The organism is Schinkia azotoformans LMG 9581 (genome assembly GCF_000307855.1).
GTDB lineage: Bacteria > Bacillota > Bacilli > Bacillales > Bacillaceae_J > Schinkia > Schinkia azotoformans.
The window spans coordinates 40409-59483 of record NZ_AJLR01000125.1 but is presented as its reverse complement, the minus strand read 5'-3'; the positions used below and the strand labels follow the sequence as shown (position 1 = coordinate 59483).

Annotated in this window: 20 protein-coding genes; all 20 read right to left on the bottom strand. The window is 37.0% G+C overall.

The window, feature by feature from the left end:
• Positions 1-60: 60 nt before the first annotated feature.
• Entirely contained in the window at positions 61-1311 is a 1251-nt protein-coding gene (gene rseP / locus BAZO_RS15430; RefSeq protein WP_003332577.1) for an RIP metalloprotease RseP, read from the bottom strand.
• 32 nt (positions 1312-1343) lie between these two features.
• Positions 1344-2489, bottom strand: coding sequence for a 1-deoxy-D-xylulose-5-phosphate reductoisomerase (locus BAZO_RS15425; RefSeq protein WP_003332576.1), 1146 nt, complete (start codon positions 2487-2489; stop codon positions 1344-1346).
• A gap of 13 nt (positions 2490-2502) precedes the next feature.
• Positions 2503-3291, bottom strand: coding sequence for a phosphatidate cytidylyltransferase (locus BAZO_RS15420; RefSeq protein ID WP_003332575.1), 789 nt, complete (start codon positions 3289-3291; stop codon positions 2503-2505).
• 19 nt (positions 3292-3310) lie between these two features.
• The gene (locus BAZO_RS15415) at positions 3311-4087 is read right to left on the bottom strand and encodes an isoprenyl transferase (protein WP_003332574.1); all 777 of its coding nucleotides are present in this window, start codon (positions 4085-4087) and stop codon (positions 3311-3313) included.
• 106 nt (positions 4088-4193) lie between these two features.
• Positions 4194-4751, bottom strand: coding sequence for a ribosome recycling factor (gene frr / locus BAZO_RS15410; protein WP_003332572.1), 558 nt, complete (start codon positions 4749-4751; stop codon positions 4194-4196).
• A 3-nt stretch (positions 4752-4754) separates the two neighbouring features.
• Complete coding sequence (gene pyrH / locus BAZO_RS15405; RefSeq protein ID WP_003332571.1) at positions 4755-5477, bottom strand: UMP kinase; 723 nt, start codon at positions 5475-5477, stop codon at positions 4755-4757.
• 79 nt (positions 5478-5556) lie between these two features.
• Positions 5557-6441, bottom strand: coding sequence for a translation elongation factor Ts (tsf, locus tag BAZO_RS15400; RefSeq protein ID WP_003332570.1), 885 nt, complete (start codon positions 6439-6441; stop codon positions 5557-5559).
• A gap of 160 nt (positions 6442-6601) precedes the next feature.
• The gene (gene rpsB / locus BAZO_RS15395) at positions 6602-7309 is read right to left on the bottom strand and encodes a 30S ribosomal protein S2 (RefSeq protein WP_003332569.1); all 708 of its coding nucleotides are present in this window, start codon (positions 7307-7309) and stop codon (positions 6602-6604) included.
• Between the two features lie 152 nt (positions 7310-7461).
• Positions 7462-7836, bottom strand: coding sequence for a DUF6115 domain-containing protein (locus BAZO_RS15390; RefSeq protein ID WP_235786746.1), 375 nt, complete (start codon positions 7834-7836; stop codon positions 7462-7464).
• A 73-nt stretch (positions 7837-7909) separates the two neighbouring features.
• Positions 7910-8221 (bottom strand): hypothetical protein, encoded by a 312-nt coding sequence (locus tag BAZO_RS15385; RefSeq protein ID WP_003332567.1) that lies wholly within the window; start codon positions 8219-8221, stop codon positions 7910-7912.
• Positions 8222-8247: 26 nt separating this feature from the next.
• Entirely contained in the window at positions 8248-9015 is a 768-nt protein-coding gene (locus BAZO_RS15380; RefSeq protein WP_003332566.1) for a FliA/WhiG family RNA polymerase sigma factor, read from the bottom strand.
• A gap of 41 nt (positions 9016-9056) precedes the next feature.
• Complete coding sequence (locus BAZO_RS15375) at positions 9057-9554, bottom strand: chemotaxis protein CheD (RefSeq protein WP_003332565.1); 498 nt, start codon at positions 9552-9554, stop codon at positions 9057-9059.
• Positions 9547-10185 (bottom strand): chemotaxis protein CheC, encoded by a 639-nt coding sequence (locus tag BAZO_RS15370; RefSeq protein WP_003332564.1) that lies wholly within the window; start codon positions 10183-10185, stop codon positions 9547-9549. The genes BAZO_RS15375 and BAZO_RS15370 overlap by 8 nt, the downstream gene beginning before the upstream one ends.
• Before the next feature lie 4 nt (positions 10186-10189).
• Positions 10190-10660 (bottom strand): chemotaxis protein CheW, encoded by a 471-nt coding sequence (locus tag BAZO_RS15365; protein ID WP_003332562.1) that lies wholly within the window; start codon positions 10658-10660, stop codon positions 10190-10192.
• A gap of 39 nt (positions 10661-10699) precedes the next feature.
• Positions 10700-12751 carry a chemotaxis protein CheA gene (locus tag BAZO_RS15360; RefSeq protein ID WP_003332561.1) on the bottom strand — a complete coding sequence of 684 codons (2052 nt, stop codon included), beginning with the start codon at positions 12749-12751 and terminating at the stop codon, positions 10700-10702.
• A gap of 16 nt (positions 12752-12767) precedes the next feature.
• Entirely contained in the window at positions 12768-13805 is a 1038-nt protein-coding gene (locus tag BAZO_RS15355; RefSeq protein ID WP_051015820.1) for a protein-glutamate methylesterase/protein-glutamine glutaminase, read from the bottom strand.
• Positions 13806-13898: 93 nt separating this feature from the next.
• Positions 13899-14762, bottom strand: coding sequence for a MinD/ParA family protein (locus BAZO_RS15350; protein WP_003332559.1), 864 nt, complete (start codon positions 14760-14762; stop codon positions 13899-13901).
• Positions 14746-15909 carry a flagellar biosynthesis GTPase FlhF gene (gene flhF / locus BAZO_RS15345; protein ID WP_003332558.1) on the bottom strand — a complete coding sequence of 388 codons (1164 nt, stop codon included), beginning with the start codon at positions 15907-15909 and terminating at the stop codon, positions 14746-14748. The genes BAZO_RS15350 and flhF overlap by 17 nt, the downstream gene beginning before the upstream one ends.
• A complete protein-coding gene (flhA, locus tag BAZO_RS15340) occupies positions 15906-17948 on the bottom strand; it encodes a flagellar biosynthesis protein FlhA (RefSeq protein WP_003332557.1) in 2043 nt (680 codons plus the stop codon). The genes flhF and flhA overlap by 4 nt, the downstream gene beginning before the upstream one ends.
• Before the next feature lie 34 nt (positions 17949-17982).
• The gene (flhB, locus tag BAZO_RS15335; protein WP_003332556.1) at positions 17983-19074 is read right to left on the bottom strand and encodes a flagellar biosynthesis protein FlhB; all 1092 of its coding nucleotides are present in this window, start codon (positions 19072-19074) and stop codon (positions 17983-17985) included.
• Position 19075 lies beyond the last annotated feature (1 nt).

Below are 19075 nucleotides of genomic sequence, written 5' to 3'. Positions count from 1 at the left end.
CCTCTTCATTATAACAGCAATTATTAAAATTATAGAACGAGCAAATTATAGGAAATTCAATTATAGAAAATACCTTTGAATATCATTCCAAGTAACTACCAACATTAACAGCATTAGTAGGGCAAAGCCGATAAAATGGACAATCCCTTCCTTTTGCGGATCGACTGGTTTTCCGCGCACAGCCTCAATGCCTATAAAGATAAGCCGACCTCCATCAAGTGCTGGAAGAGGCAATAAATTTACGATTCCGAGGTTAATGCTCAAGATAGATGCCCATCGCATTAAGTTGTAAATTCCTGTTTGGGCTACTTCATCTGTGAGACTGTATATACCAACAGGGCCAGATAAATCGTCAATTGAAAATTGGCCGACAATAAGCTGACTTAAGCCAACGAGTATTTGTTTTGTCCAAAAGTAGGTTTGTTCAAAACCGTAAGTAACGGAACCTAAAACTGACTTTTCAACAGATGGGTAGACGCCAATAAATCCAATTTTTTCACCATCTCTAACCTTTGGAGTAACGGGAATTTCCAATTGTTGACCACCGCGTTCGATTGAAAACAGCAGTTCCTGATCGCCATTTTGTTGGATAATTTTAACCATTTCCTCCCAATTTACGATTTCTTGGTTATCAATGGATAGCACTCTGTCCCCTTGTTTTAAACCAGACTCAATCGCAGAGCCATCGCTCGTTAACTCACCTAAAATTGGTTCTTTCACCGGTGTTCCAACTAGCGTACCTAAAATGACAAATAAGACTAATGCTAAAATGAAGTTCATCATCGGTCCTGCAAAAATTTGCATTGCCCTTTGCGGAACTGTTTTTGACGCAAATTGCCTATTATATGGAGCAATCTGCGTTTCTTGATCATCAACAACAAGCATAGCTCTTTCGTCAATTTGGAATGTTTGCAACCCGTCATCATCTTGTTCAAAACCAGAAATGGACAATTTATGTACAAGATCAATTTGTTCAACTTCTATTACTTTTGCATTCGGATATTTTGTTTTATTGTTTACAATTATTTTCGTAACTTTATCATTATGCCCGAAGACTAAACCGATATTATAGCCTGGTTTTATTTCTACTAATTCTGGATCTTCCCCAGCTACCCTGACAAATCCCCCTAGTGGTAATAATCGGATTGTATAAAGTGTTTCATTAGAGCGGAATGAAAATACCTTTGGTCCAAAGCCGATTGCAAATTCACGACAAAGCATTCCAGCGCGTTTTGCAAATACTAAATGCCCAAGTTCATGAAAAAAAACTAGCGCTCCAAAAATAATGATGAATGCAATTACCGTGTTCAAATGAAAAACCACCTTTTTTTTAGTGTCCTACTTCAGATTAATGTATTTACAAATTTTCTTGTTTCCTGATCAACCGCTACGATTGTATCTAAATCAGGGTTCTTAATAGGAATATGTTGTTCAAGAGCCTTTTCAATGTACGCCTCGATATCCAAGAAACTGATTTGTCTATTTAGAAAAAGCTGTACAGCTTCTTCATTTGCTGCATTAAGTACAGTTGTCATTGTTCCGCCAACTTTTCCAGCATCATAGGCAAATTGTAAACAGCGGAATCTTTCTAGGTTGGCTTCTTCAAAATGAAGTTTTCCTACCTCAATTAAGTTTAACCTTTTAGAAAGAGGTAGTGCAAGTCTTACGGGATATGTTAAGGCATATTGGATAGGTACTCTCATATCGGGAGAACCAATTTGTGCAATCATACTAGTATCTTGGAATTCTACCAATGAATGAATAATACTTTCCCTATGTAGAACTACATCAATTTGTTCATAAGGCATGTCAAATAACCAGTGTGCCTCAATTACCTCCAAGCCCTTATTCATCATAGTTGCAGAATCAATGGTAATCTTAGCTCCCATCGACCAATTTGGATGGTTAAGAGCAGATTCTACTGTCACATCCTTCAGTTCTGACCGGGTTCGATCACGGAAACTTCCGCCAGAAGCTGTTAATATGATTCGTTCCAAAGCTTTTTTATCTTCACCATTCAAGCATTGAAAAATAGCAGAATGTTCACTGTCCACAGGCAATATGTGAACATTATGAGTTTTAGCTGCCCCCATTACAAGGTGACCAGCTGTGACTAAAGTTTCTTTATTGGCAATGGCCATCGTTTTTCCTGCTTCAATCGCCTTTAATGTAGGCTTTAAGCCCACGCTTCCCATAACAGCATTTACAACAACCTGTGATTCGACATTCGCTGCAACTTCAATTAATCCCTCATCACCATAAACAACTTTCACATTATCGGGAACCCTTGACTGTAAATATTCATAGCTTTCTTTATCGATAACTGAAACAACCTTTGGTATATATGTATGAATGATATCCAAACCCAATGTTAAATTTTTCCCAATTGAAATTGCTTCTAATGTAAATTGATCTGGATGCAGCTTGATCACATCTAATGTTTGCGTTCCAATGGATCCAGTTGCACCGAGTAAACTTATTTTTTTCATAGTTGCTCCCATCCTAAATGAACTGTAAAAAATGAAGTATCGGTAAAACAAAAAGAAGACTATCAAACCTGTCCAAAATTCCGCCATGGCCAGGAAGGATATGACCTGAATCCTTTACTGTAAAATGTCTTTTTAAAGCAGATTCAACCAGGTCACCCATCTGACCAAAGAGGGAGGTAACAACCGTTACGACCAATACAAAAAGTAAAGAAGGATGCAACGGACTTACGATTTGAAAAATTAACCCTACCAATAGTGCAGACAAAACTCCGCCAACAAAGCCTGCTACCGTCTTATTCGGACTAATTTCAGGCCAAAGCTTTCTTTTCCCAAATGCTCTCCCAATAAAGTATGCGCCAGAGTCCGTTGCCCAAATGACAAATAATGCAAAAAAGACGTAGGATAACCCAGCCATTCTTGTTTCGATTAAATAATAAAATCCAACGCCAACGTATACAGTCGATAAAATGATGAATCCAGCATCATCAAATGTAAACTCATTTTTCGAAATGACGGTGTAGATCAACAGCAGCATTACAACAATAAGAGCCGCTTCAATTTTGGAAAAGTTGGCACCCACGCTTTCGATTAAAAATGAATGGGGAATTAACAATACCCATAGAAATATAAATCCGATTAAACCAGGTAATGATAACACCCGAATTTTTTTCATCCTTAATAATTCCTTCAAGGCAATTGTACCTAAAAGGTACACTAAAATAACAAATGGGGTTTCCCCAATAATAACCAGCGGTAAAAAAATGGCTGCTGCAATAATTGCTGTCAGTATTCTAGTTTTCATTTTAGTTCCTCACTTTTATTTAGACGCCACCAAACCTCCGGCCACGACGTTGATATTCTACGATCGCTTGATAAAAATTTTTTTCCTCAAAATCGGGCCATAATACTTCGGTAAACCAAAATTCGGCATATGCTAACTGCCACAGCATAAAATTACTTAGACGTACCTCTCCACTAGTCCGAATTAATAAATCCGGTTCAGCTAAGTCAGAGCTCATTAAATACTCCGAAAATAGCTCTTCATTAATATCATCGACGCTTAGTTTACCATTATTCGTATCTTTTATGATTTGCTTAATACCTTCAATTATTTCAAAGCGGCTTCCATAATTTAATGCAAAATTTAAAATTAACCCATCGTTTTCTTTTGTATCATTCATAGCTTTATTGATGGCCCGTAATGTATGGGCTGGTAATTGTTCTTTATTTCCCATAACACGCACTTGGACATTTTCTGCAACCAATTCAGGTAAGAATGATCCTAAAAATTCTTCAGGCAGTCTCATTAAATATTCAACTTCCGATTTCGGCCTTTTCCAATTTTCTGTCGAAAACGCGTAAAGAGTTAATGCTTTAACTCCAATTTCATTAGAAGCTTTAACTATTTTCCGAACTACTTTCATTCCTTCATGGTGACCGGCTATACGAGGGAGACCTCTTTTTTTTGCCCAACGGCCATTTCCATCCATAATGATAGCAATGTGACTAGGTACGGAAGAAAGATCAATATGTTCTTTGGAATAATTTGAAGCGCTGGCTTCTTTTTTTTTCTTTTTTAATGAGAACTTATCGAGCATTCGGATCCTCCACCTAAACTTTTTTTGAATTACGTCATAGTAAAAAAACCCCCTGATTGAATGATAAGAGGGTTTCTTTGTAAATAATATTGTATCGTGAATTGGTCTAAACTTCCATTATTTCTTTTTCTTTTTCTTTTGTAATATTATCAATTTCTTTTACATGGTTATCAGTTTCTTTTTGAACATCGTCAGAAAAACTACGAAGTTCATCTTCGGTAATCTGTCCATCTTTTTCTAACTTCTTCAAGTCATCATTGGCATCACGACGAACATTTCTAATAGCAATTTTTGCATCCTCTGCCATTGCCTTAACATCTTTAGCTAATGACTTGCGACGCTCCTCTGTTAACGCTGGAATTGCAATTCGAATAATGGTTCCGTCATTTGAAGGGTTAAGTCCTAGATCAGCCTTTAAAATTGCCTTTTCGATATCATTTAAAACTGATTTATCGTATGGTTGGATTACTAAAAGGCGTGCCTCTGGAACAGTAATAGAAGATAATTGATTTAGTGGTGTTGGTGCACCATAATAATTTACTGATACTCTGTCTAGTAGCGATGGGTTTGCTCTTCCTGCACGAACAGTAGCTAATTCACGTTTGAATGCTTGAATGGCTTTATTCATTTTTTCTTTAGTGTTTTTAATAACTGTTTGTCCCATTACTTATTTCCCCTTTACAATCGTTCCTATATTTTCGCCGCAAACTGCACGTTTAATATTTCCTTCTTCCATGATTGAGAATACGATTAATGGAATATTATTATCCATACATAACGATGATGCAGTAGAATCCATAACGGCTAATCCTTCTTTAATTACATCCAAATAAGAGAGAGTCTCATATTTAACTGCATTTTTATCAATAGTAGGATCTGCACTATAGACACCATCAACATTATTCTTAGCCATTAAGATCACATCTGCCTCTATTTCGGCAGCTCGTAGTGCTGCAGTCGTATCCGTTGAAAAATAAGGATTTCCCGTACCAGCAGCAAAAATAACAACACGTTTCTTTTCTAAATGCCGGATCGCTTTTCTTCTAATGTACGGCTCTGCAACTTGACGCATTTCTATAGATGTTTGGACACGAGTTTGAATTCCCATGCTCTCTAAACTATCTTGAAGTGCTAAAGAATTCATACAAGTTGCAAGCATGCCCATGTAATCAGCCGTTGCGCGATCCATTCCCATTTCACTGCCTATTTTACCACGCCAAATATTCCCGCCGCCAACAACAACCGCTACTTCAACATCCATCTCAGCTATTTCCTTGACTTGCTTAGCAACGCTATTGATGACAGCTGGGTCAATCCCAAACCCTTTTTCACCTGCAAGGGCTTCACCACTTAATTTTAATACAACACGTCTATACTTCGGATTAGTCATGACTACCTCCAAGTTGAAAAATCGTTTCTTCCGTCTTTCTAAAAATAGGGAACACGATGTGTTCCCTACATAATTGCCATTATTTTTTGATTTGGTTCATTACTTCTTCTGCAAAGTTTTCTTGACGTTTTTCCATTCCTTCTCCTACTTCATAGCGAATGAATGATTTTACAGAAGCACCTTTAGATTGAACATATTTGCCAACTTTTTGATCTGGGTCTTTAACGAAAGCTTGATCTAGTAAGCAAATTTCTTCGAAGAATTTACCTAGACGGCCTTCAACCATTTTCTCAACGATGTTTGCAGGTTTGCCTTCGTTAAGGGCTTGCTGTGTTAAAACTTCACGCTCATGGTTTGATACTTCTGCAGGAACTTCATCACGTGTAATATAACGTGGGTTTACAGCAGCAATATGCATTGATACATCTTTTGCTACATCTGCATCATTAGTACCAGCTAGCACTGATAACACACCAATACGTCCTCCCATATGTAGGTAAACACCGAAAACATCGCTATCTTCTTTGTCAACCAATTGGAAGCGGCGTAATGAGATCTTCTCACCGATTTTTGCAATTGCAGCATTAATATGTTCCTCTAGAGCGGGACCATTTCCATTTAAGCTTTGAGTTAATGCTTCTTCAAGTGTAGCTGGTTGCTCGGATAATAAATGTTCACCAAGCTCTGACACTAATTGTTTGAAAGCATCATTTTTAGCAACGAAATCTGTTTCAGCGTTTACTTCTAAAATAACTGCTTTATTACCATTAGTTAATACTGAAGTTGTACCTTCAGCAGCAATACGGTCTGCTTTATTTGCAGCTTTAGCGATCCCTTTCTCACGAAGAAAGTCAATTGCTTTATCCATATCACCATTCGTTTCTGTAAGTGCTTTTTTACAATCAAGCATTCCAGCACCTGTTTTTTCACGTAGCTCTTTTACCATTTGTGCAGTAACTGCCATGTTGAATCCTCCTTAAGATTAGTTATGTATACCCATTTTATTTTGTGAATGTTTTTAAAAAGGTGATAAAAGGCATGTCCCTCTTATCACCTTTATAATTACTTCTATGTCCAGTTCCAGCACCCAGCGACTCCAAAAACGGGCACTTCCGCTTTTCTTATTATTCAGCAGGAGTTGCTACTTCTTCACCTTGTTTAGCTTCGATAATAGCATCAGCCATTTTTGCAGTTAAAAGCTTAACAGCGCGAATTGCATCATCGTTACCAGGAATTACATAATCGATTTCATCTGGATCACAGTTTGTATCAACAATTGCCACAATTGGAATGTTTAATTTGTGAGCTTCAGCAACTGCGATACGCTCTTTACGAGGGTCGATAATGAATAAGCAATCAGGGATCTGTTTCATTTCCTTAATTCCGCCTAAGAACTTCTCAAGACGCTCTAATTCTTTATTTAGGTTAACTACTTCTTTCTTTGGCAATACATCAAATGTTCCATCTTCACGCATTGTTTCAATTTCTTTAAGGCGTGCAATACGTTTTTGGATTGTTTCAAAGTTTGTTAAAGTACCACCTAACCAGCGTTGGTTAACGAAGTATTGTCCACTGCGTTCTGCTTCTTCCTTAACAGAATCTTGAGCTTGCTTTTTAGTACCTACAAAAAGAATTGTTCCACCATTTGCAGCTACTTCTTTCATGAAGTTGAAAGCTTCTTCAACTTTTTTAACTGTTTTTTGCAAGTCGATGATGTAGATGCCGTTACGCTCTGTGAAGATGTAACGCTTCATCTTAGGATTCCATCTGCGTGTTTGGTGTCCAAAATGTACACCAGCTTCTAATAATTGCTTCATTGAAATTACTGACATTCTTTTTTCCTCCTAAATGGTTTTATTTCCTCCGTTCGCATCATTTTAAAATATGACTGCATTTGCAGCACCTATATTTTAATCAACGGACGTGTGTATTTAACACCGAAAGTTACTATACCATACTGCACATCTCTAAATCAAGTCTTTTATCATTTTGACCCATTAAATTTAAGAATTAACTCTATTTCAGTTTTTCCTTTATTTAATTTTTGGGCAATTTCCTCTGCTTTAAAACCCTGCTCATGAAGTAAAACCACTTTGGAATTTAATGATTGCTCAAAACGATCTTGAGCAGAAGGCATTGGTGGTGTATACTCTTTTGGCTTCGGTTTTTCCTGAGTTTGATAAGGTTGTTGAGTCACTTTTTCACGTTTATTTATAGGTGGTTTTGATTTATCAATCAAATTCAACAACTTTTCATTTTCTTCTTTCATCTCCAGCAGGTATGACTGAAACAAATCTTCTATTTCTTTTTGTATTTCCGCTTGCCTTTTTTCTATTTCATTTGTACGTTTTAAACGCATCGATAATAAGAATATCCAAAAGAATGCGAAAACATGTAAGATAAAACTGATTGTAAGCATATATGGATACATTTTATCCCTCTATATCTATTAGATTTCCTTTATAGGGGTGATGTGCTTCAGCAGGATGCATTTGTTTGTTTTGCTTTTTTCTTTTATTTGTGACGTAGGCACCATTAGAATTTTGACCATCTTTTTGAAGTTTATTTTTTGTAGTTTCATCATATTTGTTTACTTGTTTTTGCTTTTCAAGATCTTCCTTTTGTTGTGCTGAAGCTAACTGATCTTGCACAAGTTGACCTTTTTGCTGTAATTGTTCTTGTATTTTCCCTAAATCCTGTGTTCTTGGAAGCGCAACCTGTAACTCTACAAGCTTTAAACTCATCTTCTCACTTCCTTCGTAAAGGATAATTACATGGACATGATTTTTCCTAATGAGGAGCGAAGTTTAAAAAGAGCCTTAGAATGGATTTGCGAAATTCTTGAAGTGGATAGACCTAAGACCTGTCCAATTTCAGTAAGTGTCAATTCTTCGTGATAAAATAAACTTACAACAAGTTGCTCTTTGTCATTTAGTTCGACAATCGCATCGGCAAGTTCATTGTATAGTTCCTCTTTTATCGTATGCTCCTCAGGGGTTAAACTGTTTTTATCACGAATGGAAAAGCTTAATCCCTCTTTCTCATCAGAGTCTTTATTGCTTTCATCAATGGATAAAATATTAGCGAAAAAACCTTCTGTAATCACATTATTTACTTCATCTTCAGTCATTTCAACTTCCGCTGCTATTTCTTCAACTGTAACATTTCGCATAAATCTTTGTTCTAATCGTTCGATGGTGGCTTCAATTTTTTTATTTTTCTCCCGCAAACTTCGAGGAAGCCAATCCTCCTTACGAAGACCATCCAAAATGGCACCTCTAATTCGAAAGGATGCATAAGTATCAAATTTCAAATCTCTAGAAAGATCAAATTTTTCAAGAGCATCATATAATCCCATTAGACCATAGCTTTTTACATCTTCTCTATTTACATTCTTAGGTAATCCTACAGAAATCCTTTGTACATGATAACTAACAAGAGGCATATATAGACGTATTAATGAATCACCAGCTTGAGGATCCTTATTATTGATCCACTTCTGCCATATCTGATCCTCATTGGAAGGTATTCTCGTCATGGTCATCCTCCTTCAAAGACGTTTCAACAATTCTGATAGTATTAAATATCTTTAACCCCTTGATTCACCGTTCTAATATTTAGCTTTCTTGTACTTGGGTTAAACTCAATTGTTCGCCCACTACTTCCCCCAACATCTTCAGCTATAATCGGGATACGAAAGCGTTGCAGTTCTTTTTTTACCGCTTCTACATTACGAGGTCCTATTCTCATCATCTCATTTTGAGTAGAGAATTGAAACATCTGCGCCCCACCCGCTATTTTCGCCTTTAAATTAGTAACTCTCGCACCTATTTTAGTTAATCTGTTTATTAATTCCTCTATACCAGTATCTGCATACTTTGCAATATTTATAGAATCTGCTTTAGCTAAAGATGAATCAGGAAGCATAACATGTACAAGACCAGCAATCTCTTTTTGGGTATCATAAATAACTACTCCAACGCAAGACCCTAATCCTGATGTGCGAATAAGACTTGGCGATTGGACTACATTCATATCAGCGATCCCGACCTTAATAATGTTTACTGTGTCATTCATCAAGTGGTACTCCCAACGCACTGAATATTTTCTCAAATGATTCAGGATCTAACAAAAGGAAAAAATGCCCCTTAACACTATCTTTAATTTCTTCTTGTTCACTAACAGCTGTATCAATGACGATCACATAATCACTAACTTGAGAAACTTCCATTAATCCATAACTAAGAACCGCACCTACCATATCAATTCCTAATGCTGGCACTGTTGGGTATAGGTTTAGTTTTGTAAAGTCTGACAATGCAGATAAATAAGAGCCGGAAAGGATGTTTCCAAGTTCTTGCAGAGCAGAAACGGATAACTCAGGATAAGGTGGATTATCAAACGAGAAATTTTCTTCTCCTGTCATTAATTCTATATATTTTTCTGCCTGCTCTAATGGAAGCATAAAGTATATGCTCCCTGGTGCGTCACCCTCAATTCTAAGGAATATCGACGCAATAACATTTTCCGCTCCGCCAACCATATCCATCATTTCATCAAAAGATACAATTCTTACATTAGGAACGGTCATATCAACCCGTTTCCCTAATATTTTTGAGAGCGCGGTGGCGGCATTGCCGGCACCGATATTTCCGACCTCTCTTAGAATATCTAAATGGTGACCTTTAATTTGTTCAATAAAAGACATAGTTTTAGCCCTCTACTAACTTTAATTCTTTAATTCCATCAGAAATTAAAACTTTTTCAAGATTTAGTAATATTAAAAGCCGTTTATCAAGTTTAGCAACACCATTTAAGTATTCTACTTCAACAGTACCGACTACTTCCGGCGGCGGTTCAATTGCTCCTTCAGGAATATCAATAACATCGTTTGCTGCATCGACGATTAGGCCAACCTCCATGTCAGCCACCCCAACAATGATGATTCGTGTACTTTCTGTGTATGCGACCTCTTCAATTCCAAATCTTTTACGCAAATCGATAATTGGAGTCACAACCCCTCGCAGGTTCATAACCCCTTTAACAAATTTAGCCACTTTGGGCACACGTGTAATATGCATCATTCGCTCAATTGATTGGACCTGTTGAACTGGAATACCATATTCTTCGTCTTTTAGCTGAAAAACGATTACTTTTATGTCAGTTAAAGCTTCCGTGGACATTATTTATTCCTCCTTATCATCAAGTGCCTTCATCTTTTGTTATTTAATCAAAGCATTGCAATCAATAATTAAGGCAACTTGTCCATTCCCAAGGATCGTAGCACCTGAAATAGCGAACGCTGAATTTAAATAATTACCTAATGACTTTAAGACGATTTCTTGTTGACCTATGAATGAATCTACAACAAGACCGGCCATTTTTTCCCCTTTTCGAACAATGACTACGGAATAAAGACCATCTTCTTCGTTTACAACTGGTACCTCGAAAATCTCCTTTAGAAATACTAATGGCACTACCTTGCCTCTGAAATCGATCACCTTTTGGTTATGCGCATTTAAAATATCTTGTTTTTTAATAATAGCCGTTTCGATAATAGAGGATAAAGGAATTGCATATTTTTCCTCTTGAATTTCAATAAGCATGACAGAGATAATGGATAATGTTAATGGTAATTGAATCGAGAAGATCGATCCATGACCGAATCTGGACTCGATCGAAACGGAACCACTTAATGATTCAATCGTGCTCTTAACAACATCCAGTCCAACACCACGTCCCGAAACATCAGAAATCTTATCTGCTGTTGAAAAACCGGATGCCAAAATAAGCTCATAAACCTGCTTATCGGTCATATTTGCTCCTGCTTCTGCAGTTACAACCCCACGTTCAATTGCTTTCTTTAACACCTTATCACGATTAATACCTGCGCCATCATCCTCAATTTCAATGAAGACATGATTTCCACTGTGATACGCTTTAAGAACTACTGTACCTTCTTCAGGTTTGCCTTTTGCAATTCGTTCTTCAGGCGTCTCAATTCCATGGTCAAGTGCATTTCTAATTAAATGGACAAGTGGGTCACCAATCTCATCAATTACAGTCCGATCCAATTCTGTTTCTGCACCGATAATTTCCAAATTGATTTTTTTGTTTAGGTCGCGTGCTAATTGTCTTACCATTCTTGGGAAACGATTAAATACTTGTTCAACAGGAACCATCCGCATGTTCAAAATAATATTTTGAAGGTCTCCTGAAATTCGTGACATTCTCTCCACAGTTTCGTGAAGTTCAGCGTTATTTAAGTCATTGGAGATTTGTTCAAGACGGCCCCGATCTATGACAAGCTCCTCAAATAGATTCATTAAAATGTCTAAACGTTCAATATTAACACGGATCGTCTTATTAGAGACATTTTGTCCTTTTATTTTCTCTTTTCCACTTTCCCCTTTGGAGTTAGTTTCCTGGGTAGCAGAAGAAGAAGCATTTTCTTCAACAATTAAATTATTTTCATTCTTGCTATTTTGGTCCTGTTTATACTCCTCGATTGAAAATACATTCACTATTACATTCTCAATCTCGGAAACTTTCATGATCCGCTTTTCAATATCTTCAGCATTTTCTTTAGTTACGAGCACTACTGAAAATTCATAATCAAAGCGCTCTTCTTCAAGATCTTCAACAGAAGGATTTGCTTTAATTACTTCTCCGATTTGTTCTAAAATCTCAAACACCATAAAAACGCGAGCACCACGCAATAAACAATCATCTCTTAGCTTTACGGTTATATGATAACTGTCAAATCCCTGCTCTTTTGATTGTTCTAACACAGTGATTTCGAATTCATCGAGGATACCCATTCGGTCATTTCCGGTATTTCCCACTTCTTTTTTTGCTTCCGTAGCTATTTTTACAGTTCCACTCTTAGGGTCTTCACCTTTTTCAATTAATAACAGCTTTTGAACAACCTCGGAAACATCTCTTTTTCCGTCTCCACCGCTAGCAATGTCATTGACCATTGCCTCAAGATCATCAACAGAAGAAAAGACAACATCTAATATATCCGAATTAACGGATATTTTATGGTTCCTTATGCCGTCCAACACATTTTCCATTTTATGTGTTAAATTGGCTAAATCTTCATAACCCATTGTTGCTGACATACCTTTTAAAGTATGGGCAGACCTAAATACTTCATTAACAATATTCATATCATTCGGGTCATTTTCCAAAGCTAATAAATTCTCATTGATAGCTTGCAAATGTTCCTTGCTCTCATCGATAAACATCTCTAAATATTGATTTGTATCCATATTGAACACCCCCATATCAACTTTCAATATATTTCATTATAGTTGAAGCGATTTTATCTAAGTTGACAACTTCATCGACCAAATTAGTTGCAATTGCCGATTTTGGCATTCCAAAAACAACAGACGTTTCCTCAGATTCCGCAATTGCTATTGTGTTACCGGAGGATTTCAGTGTTTTTAAGCCGTTTGCCCCATCCGCCCCCATTCCAGTCATAATCACTGCAATTTTACTATAATTTTTAATTTCACTCACCGACTCGTACATAACATCAACTGAGGGACGATGACCATTAATGGGGACCGTCTGATCTAAATAAATAGTAATATTATTTCCTCCACTATTTTTTAATTTTAGGTGATAACCTCCAGGTGCGATGTAGGCTGTTCCATTTTCTAAGATGTCACCGTCTTCAGCTTCTTTTACATTAATTGCACTTATAGAATTAAGCCGTGCCGCTAAAGATTTAGTAAAGCCGGCTGGCATATGCTGAACTACAAGGATTGGTGCATCTATTGTTTTCGGCAGCTTCGTCAATACTTGTTGAAGAGCCCTAGGGCCGCCAGTGGAGGTGCCTATACAAACAAGTTTTTTAACGGTATTTTTTTGCGTTTTTTCAACTGTCCTCGTCTGCCGCGGCTGGACATCTTCAAAAAGAGGGGTAACTTTATTCTTTTTCATTGAAAACCCTTGAACATTGACTTTGGAGGCCATTAAAACCTTCATAATAATTTCTTCTTTTACCTTGTCCAAATCAAGTGAAATCGCTCCTGAAGGCTTTGCGATAAAATCGATAGCTCCGTATAACATGGCTAGCAATGTGTTTTCTGCGCCTTCTTTTGTCGTAGTTGAGAGCATAACAACTCTTGTAGGATTTTCACTCATAATTGCTTGCAGTGCATCTAGACCATTCATTTCCGGCATCTCAACATCAAGTGTGACAACATCAGGCTGCCATTCCTTAACCTTTTGGATGGCATCTTTTCCATTTCTAGCTGTTCCAACAACATTAAAACGGGGATCCTCATTTAAAAAGTCTGTAATTAGCTTTCTCATAAATGCAGAATCATCAACAACTAAAACTTTCACTTGATTTGTCACAAACCTACCCTCCCTTTAGAAATCAAATTCAACACGCTCATTTGATTTTTATTTAATAAAGTATCGTCGTAGTTTAGAAATAAAACTATAGGAGGATGTTGACTTCATTTGATCAAAATTTTGATTCGTATACCGCTCCACAATCTTTAACATCGAACGACTCACATCTGAATTGGGGGCATATAGTAAAAATGGCATTTGGTGGCTCACAGCCTTCAAAACAACCCGATCATCAGGCAAATCTCCTAACGTTACAACATCCTTGTTTAAAAACTGCTTCACTGCATTACTCAGACGATTTGATGTCGATAATGCCTGTTTTTCGGAATAAGTCCTGTTAACGATTAAATAAAAGGGCATATCTAATTCTTTTAAATGAATATACTTCATGACTGCATACGCATCTGTAATTGAAGTAGGTTCTGGAGTTGCAATAACAAAAAGCTCATTTACGGATAAAATAAACTGCATGCTTTCCTCAGTAATGCCGGCACCCATGTCAAAAATGATATATTCAAAATCCTCGATAATCTCCTCTAATTGAGTAATAAATAATTCAAACTTATTGTTGTCAAGCTTAAAAATCTTCGAAAGACCTGTACCAGCAGCAATATAGGAAAGATTATTAGTGCCTTTTTCAATAATATCCGTTAGCTTTAAATCACTTTCAAACATATCAACAATCGTATAATTTGGAGTGACGCCCATTAGAATATCGATATTTCCCATACCTATATCCATATCAAATAATAACACTGAAGACCCGGCACTGGACAAACCTAGAGCAAAATTTAACGAAAAGTTTGATTTTCCTACCCCACCTTTACCGCTAACGACAGCAATGGTTTTTGTCTTTGCCTTATTTTGCAAAAGTTCAATTTTCGCTCTTAATTTTTCAGCTTGATCTTTCATGTCTATTTACCCCAAAAACAGTATTTGCTATTGATTCTGGTGATGCTTCAAAAATATCATCGGGAACATTTTGTCCATTAGTTAAGTAAGCAACCCCTATTTTGTATTTAAAAATAAGGTTTAATATTGTCCCATATTTAGATGTCTCATCAACCTTGGTAAAAATCAGCTTATCAATTTTAATGGATGAGAATTGTTCAAAGATATCCAGCATATCTGAATATTTAGATGTTAAAGCAAGTACTAGAATGGTCTCAAGGTTTTCATCAAAGCTAATTACAGATTTCAAATCTTCGACATATTGTTTATTTCTAAAGTTTCTTCCAGCAGTATCAATTAAAATGAGATCAAAGTGGGAGAATCTTTCTTTTGCTTTTACAAAATCATCAATTGTATATGTAACCTCTAATGGAACATTTAATATTTTTGCATATGTTTTAAGCTGGTCGATCGCTGCAATTCGGTACGTATCAGTTGTTATGAAAGCAACCTTCTTTCCATATTTCAGCACAGCCTGAGCAGCAATCTTAGCTAAAGTTGTCGTTTTCCCTACCCCGGTTGGACCAACAACGTTAATATATTTCTTTGAGAAATTAATGGCTCCAAATGATAAAGGTGACATGCTGTTTACAAGATACTCTTTACCCCAAGTGGTAATTTGTTCGAAATTTGCTTCACCTTTATTCACATACCATTTTTCAAGCAAAAAGCCCATGATTTCTTTTCGCAGCTGCAGGTCAACTTCCTGGTTGCTTAAAAACTGATTCATATCCTTTAATGGACCGGGATAGTGCTCAAAGCTATCCCGACCATTATGCACCGATAATCCTTTCAGCATTTCTTTTAAATCTTTAATTTCTTTTAACAATTCAGCATCCGTTTTTGGAACTTCAACTGATTTAATGATCGGAGCCGGTTGAAACTCTATCTTAGGTTCTATTTTTTCTTTTTGCATTGGTTGCTTTTTCGGTATTGGCTGAGGATCTACAGCGGCGATCACCTCAATATTTTTTTTAGTAAAAAAACCGAAAATCCCACCCTTTTGCACAACCTTAGAATTTAAAATGACCGCATCTTTTCCTAATTCATTACGAATCATTTTCATCGCTTCCGGCATATTAGGTGCAATAAACTTTTTTACCTTCATTCAATATTCACCACCCCTATACTTTGAACTTCTACAGTAGATTCTAACTCGTTATATGATAAAACAGGTATAACCGGAAAATATGGTTCAATTAATTGTTTAACATACATCCTTACGGCAGGTGAGCATAATATAACGGATGATTGTTCAAACATGGATACTCGCTCCATTTCGGACGCAATATTTTCAATAATCGCTTGTGTAACATTAGGATCCAATGACAAATAATTACCATGTTCCGTCTGTTGAATTCCTTCTGCAATAGTTTTCTCGACTTTACCAGATAAAGTTACGACTTTAAGAGACTCACCATCAACCAAATATTGTCGAGTAATTTGGCGTGATAAAGCTTGTCTAACATATTCTGCCAATAAATCAGAATCGCTTGTCAGTCTGCCATAATCAGCTAATGCCTCGAAAATAACTGGAAGATTTCGAATTGATACACGCTCTTTTAGGAGCTTAGCTAACACTCGTTGAACATCTCCGATTGATAACGGATCAGGAGTTACTTCATCCACTAGGATCGGGTAGGACTCCTTCAAATGATCAATCAATTGTTTCGTTTCTTGTCTTCCTAGGAGAACATTTGCATTATTTTTGATGATCTCAGTAAGATGGGTGGAGACAACTGATGGCGGATCAACGACAGTATACCCTGATAACTCAGCTGTTTCCTTCATATCCTCAGCAATCCATTTAGCAGGCATGCCAAAGGCAGGTTCCACCGTATCAATGCCTTCAATACTTTCATCATCAATTCCAGGGCTCATCGCCATATAATGGTCAAGTAATAACTCCCCTCGTGCCAACTCATTCCCTTTAATTTTAACTCGATATTCATTTGGCTGCAGTTGGATATTGTCACGAATCCGAACAACAGGGACAATAACACCCAACTCAATCGCCAACTGACGTCTAATCATAACAATTCGGTCTAAGAGGTCTCCACCTTGATTCGTATCGGCAAGCGGGATTAATCCGTAGCCAAATTCGAACTCAATCGGGTCGACATTAAGTAAACTAACAACACTTTCTGGACTTTTCAGATCCTCTGCTTCCATTTCCTCTTCACCAGTTGCAGTTTCTAATTCATGTATAGGCTGGCTATTTTTCGATAAGAAATAAGCGCCTGCGCAAAGAAGTCCGGCAATCGGTAATGTAAGTATATCATTTATCGGGGTAAAAAGACCTAGTCCGGCAATTGTTCCCCCTGCAATATATAAAAGTTTCGGAAAGGTAAAGAATAACTGACCGACAACATCTGAGCCAAGGTTCCCATCTGAAGCGGCCCTTGTTACAACAATACCGGTTGCAGTTGAAATGATAAGCGCCGGTATCTGGCTGACAAGTCCGTCACCAACTGTTAATAGTGTAAATCTATGGGTTGCTTCACCAAAGGCAAGGTCCATTTGCACCATACCGATAATAATTCCAAAGATAATATTGATAATCGTAATAATAATCCCGGCGATCGCATCACCTTTAACAAATTTACTGGCACCATCCATCGCCCCGTAAAAATCTGCTTCCCGTTGAATTTTTTCACGTCGTTCACGGGCTTCCAATTCAGAAATCATGCCGGCATTTAAATCAGCATCAATACTCATTTGCTTCCCTGGCATCGCATCTAACGTAAAACGTGCTGCTACCTCGGAAACACGTTCTGCACCTTTTGTAATAACGATGAATTGAATAATAATTAAGATTAAAAAGACAACAAAACCGACAAGCGCATTTCCACCGATAACGAAATGACCAAACGTTTCAACTACTCCTCCGGCTTCACCCTTACTTAAGATGGATCTAGTAGTGGAAACGTTCAACCCCAATCGAAACAAAGTTAATAATAATAGTAATGAAGGAAAGATCGAAAATTGGAGAGCTTCCCTCATGTTCATCGATACTAGGATTACAATCAAAGCAAGCGTTATATTCATGATGATGAGTATGCTTAATAACCACCCAGGCAATGGGATGATAAGCATTGCAATGATTAAAATTACTCCCAAAAGAACGGGAAGATCTCTTGCTGACATATAATTCTCTCCGATCTAGAAAAGTCATATAAAGTCAAACTTTTCTTTTCAGTCTGTATACATAAGCCAGTATTTCGGCTACCGCTTTAAAAAACTGTTCAGGTATCGCGTCTCCGATTTCAGCTTGCGCATACAACGCCCTAGCTAATGGCCGGTTTTCAATTGTAACAACATCATGATTTTTGGCAATCTGTTTAATTTTTAAGGCGATATAATCAACCCCTTTTGCGACCACAATCGGGGCGTCTGCTTTACTTTCATCATATTTTAAAACAACAGCATAATGGGTAGGATTTGTGATTACAACGTCTGCATTTGGAATCTCCTGCATCATGCGCTGCATCGCCATTTGCCTTTGTTTTTCTTTAATTTTCGATTTAATCTTCGGGTCCCCTTCCATGTTCTTGTATTCATCTTTAATATCCTGTTTTGACATGCGAAGGTTTTTTTCATGTTCAAATTTTTGATAAGCATAATCAAATACTGATAAAACAATTAATAAAATGGATACAACTAAGCCCATTTGTGTCGTAACCTTACCGATAAACGCTAAGGATGCACCTACACTTTTTTGCGATAGAATCAATACATCATCAAAATTCAACCAAAGAACAGTAAAAGCTCCTGTTCCAACGATTGAAATTTTGAGAATCGATTTAAATAGTTCAACGATCGCGCGAATTGAAAATATTCGCTTTGCCCCAGTTATCGGGTTTATTTTTTCCAATTTAAACTGAATCGCTTCTGTTGAAAATAAAAAGCCAAATTGCATGAAATTAGAAGCAACAGCGATAATCGCCACCGTTAGCATAATCGGGGCTACAAAATATAAAGCCCGAAGCGTAAAATCAATGAACAATTTATGAATATTCGCTTCTGTAATGTCCCAAAGCATATACTCATTTAAAGACACCGTGACCAATGTTAACATTTGCTCTTTTAAAGAACCGCCAAAAAATAAGAACAAAAGAAAGACAAAAAATAGCATTAGCGCTGCGCTGACATCCTGACTTTTCGCTACTTGGCCTTTCTTCCTAGCATCTTGGCGTTTTTTCGGTGTTGCTTTTTCTGTTTTTTCACCCGCAAAAAACTGTAGGTCCAGTTGAACATAACCATGAATCGGCATT

Bases quoted from the DNA above. Each gene is read 5' to 3' on its own strand.
- BAZO_RS15425 (WP_003332576.1), bottom strand. From the start codon at position 2,489: ATGAAAAAAATAAGTTTACTCGGTGCAACTGGATCCATTGGAACGCAA.
- BAZO_RS15420 (WP_003332575.1), bottom strand. From the start codon at position 3,291: ATGAAAACTAGAATACTGACAGCAATTATTGCAGCAGCCATTTTTTTA.
- BAZO_RS15415 (WP_003332574.1), bottom strand. From the start codon at position 4,087: ATGCTCGATAAGTTCTCATTAAAAAAGAAAAAAAAAGAAGCCAGCGCT.
- frr (WP_003332572.1), bottom strand. From the start codon at position 4,751: ATGGGACAAACAGTTATTAAAAACACTAAAGAAAAAATGAATAAAGCC.
- pyrH (WP_003332571.1), bottom strand. From the start codon at position 5,477: ATGACTAATCCGAAGTATAGACGTGTTGTATTAAAATTAAGTGGTGAA.
- tsf (WP_003332570.1), bottom strand. From the start codon at position 6,441: ATGGCAGTTACTGCACAAATGGTAAAAGAGCTACGTGAAAAAACAGGT.
- rpsB (WP_003332569.1), bottom strand. From the start codon at position 7,309: ATGTCAGTAATTTCAATGAAGCAATTATTAGAAGCTGGTGTACATTTT.
- BAZO_RS15390 (WP_235786746.1), bottom strand. From the start codon at position 7,836: ATGCGTTTAAAACGTACAAATGAAATAGAAAAAAGGCAAGCGGAAATA.
- BAZO_RS15385 (WP_003332567.1), bottom strand. From the start codon at position 8,221: ATGAGTTTAAAGCTTGTAGAGTTACAGGTTGCGCTTCCAAGAACACAG.
- BAZO_RS15380 (WP_003332566.1), bottom strand. From the start codon at position 9,015: ATGACGAGAATACCTTCCAATGAGGATCAGATATGGCAGAAGTGGATC.
- BAZO_RS15375 (WP_003332565.1), bottom strand. From the start codon at position 9,554: ATGAATGACACAGTAAACATTATTAAGGTCGGGATCGCTGATATGAAT.
- BAZO_RS15370 (WP_003332564.1), bottom strand. From the start codon at position 10,185: ATGTCTTTTATTGAACAAATTAAAGGTCACCATTTAGATATTCTAAGA.
- BAZO_RS15365 (WP_003332562.1), bottom strand. From the start codon at position 10,660: ATGTCCACGGAAGCTTTAACTGACATAAAAGTAATCGTTTTTCAGCTA.
- BAZO_RS15360 (WP_003332561.1), bottom strand. From the start codon at position 12,751: ATGGATACAAATCAATATTTAGAGATGTTTATCGATGAGAGCAAGGAA.
- BAZO_RS15355 (WP_051015820.1), bottom strand. From the start codon at position 13,805: ATGAGAAAGCTAATTACAGACTTTTTAAATGAGGATCCCCGTTTTAAT.
- BAZO_RS15350 (WP_003332559.1), bottom strand. From the start codon at position 14,762: ATGAAAGATCAAGCTGAAAAATTAAGAGCGAAAATTGAACTTTTGCAA.
- flhF (WP_003332558.1), bottom strand. From the start codon at position 15,909: ATGAAGGTAAAAAAGTTTATTGCACCTAATATGCCGGAAGCGATGAAA.
- flhA (WP_003332557.1), bottom strand. From the start codon at position 17,948: ATGTCAGCAAGAGATCTTCCCGTTCTTTTGGGAGTAATTTTAATCATT.
- flhB (WP_003332556.1), bottom strand. From the start codon at position 19,074: ATGCCGATTCATGGTTATGTTCAACTGGACCTACAGTTTTTTGCGGGT.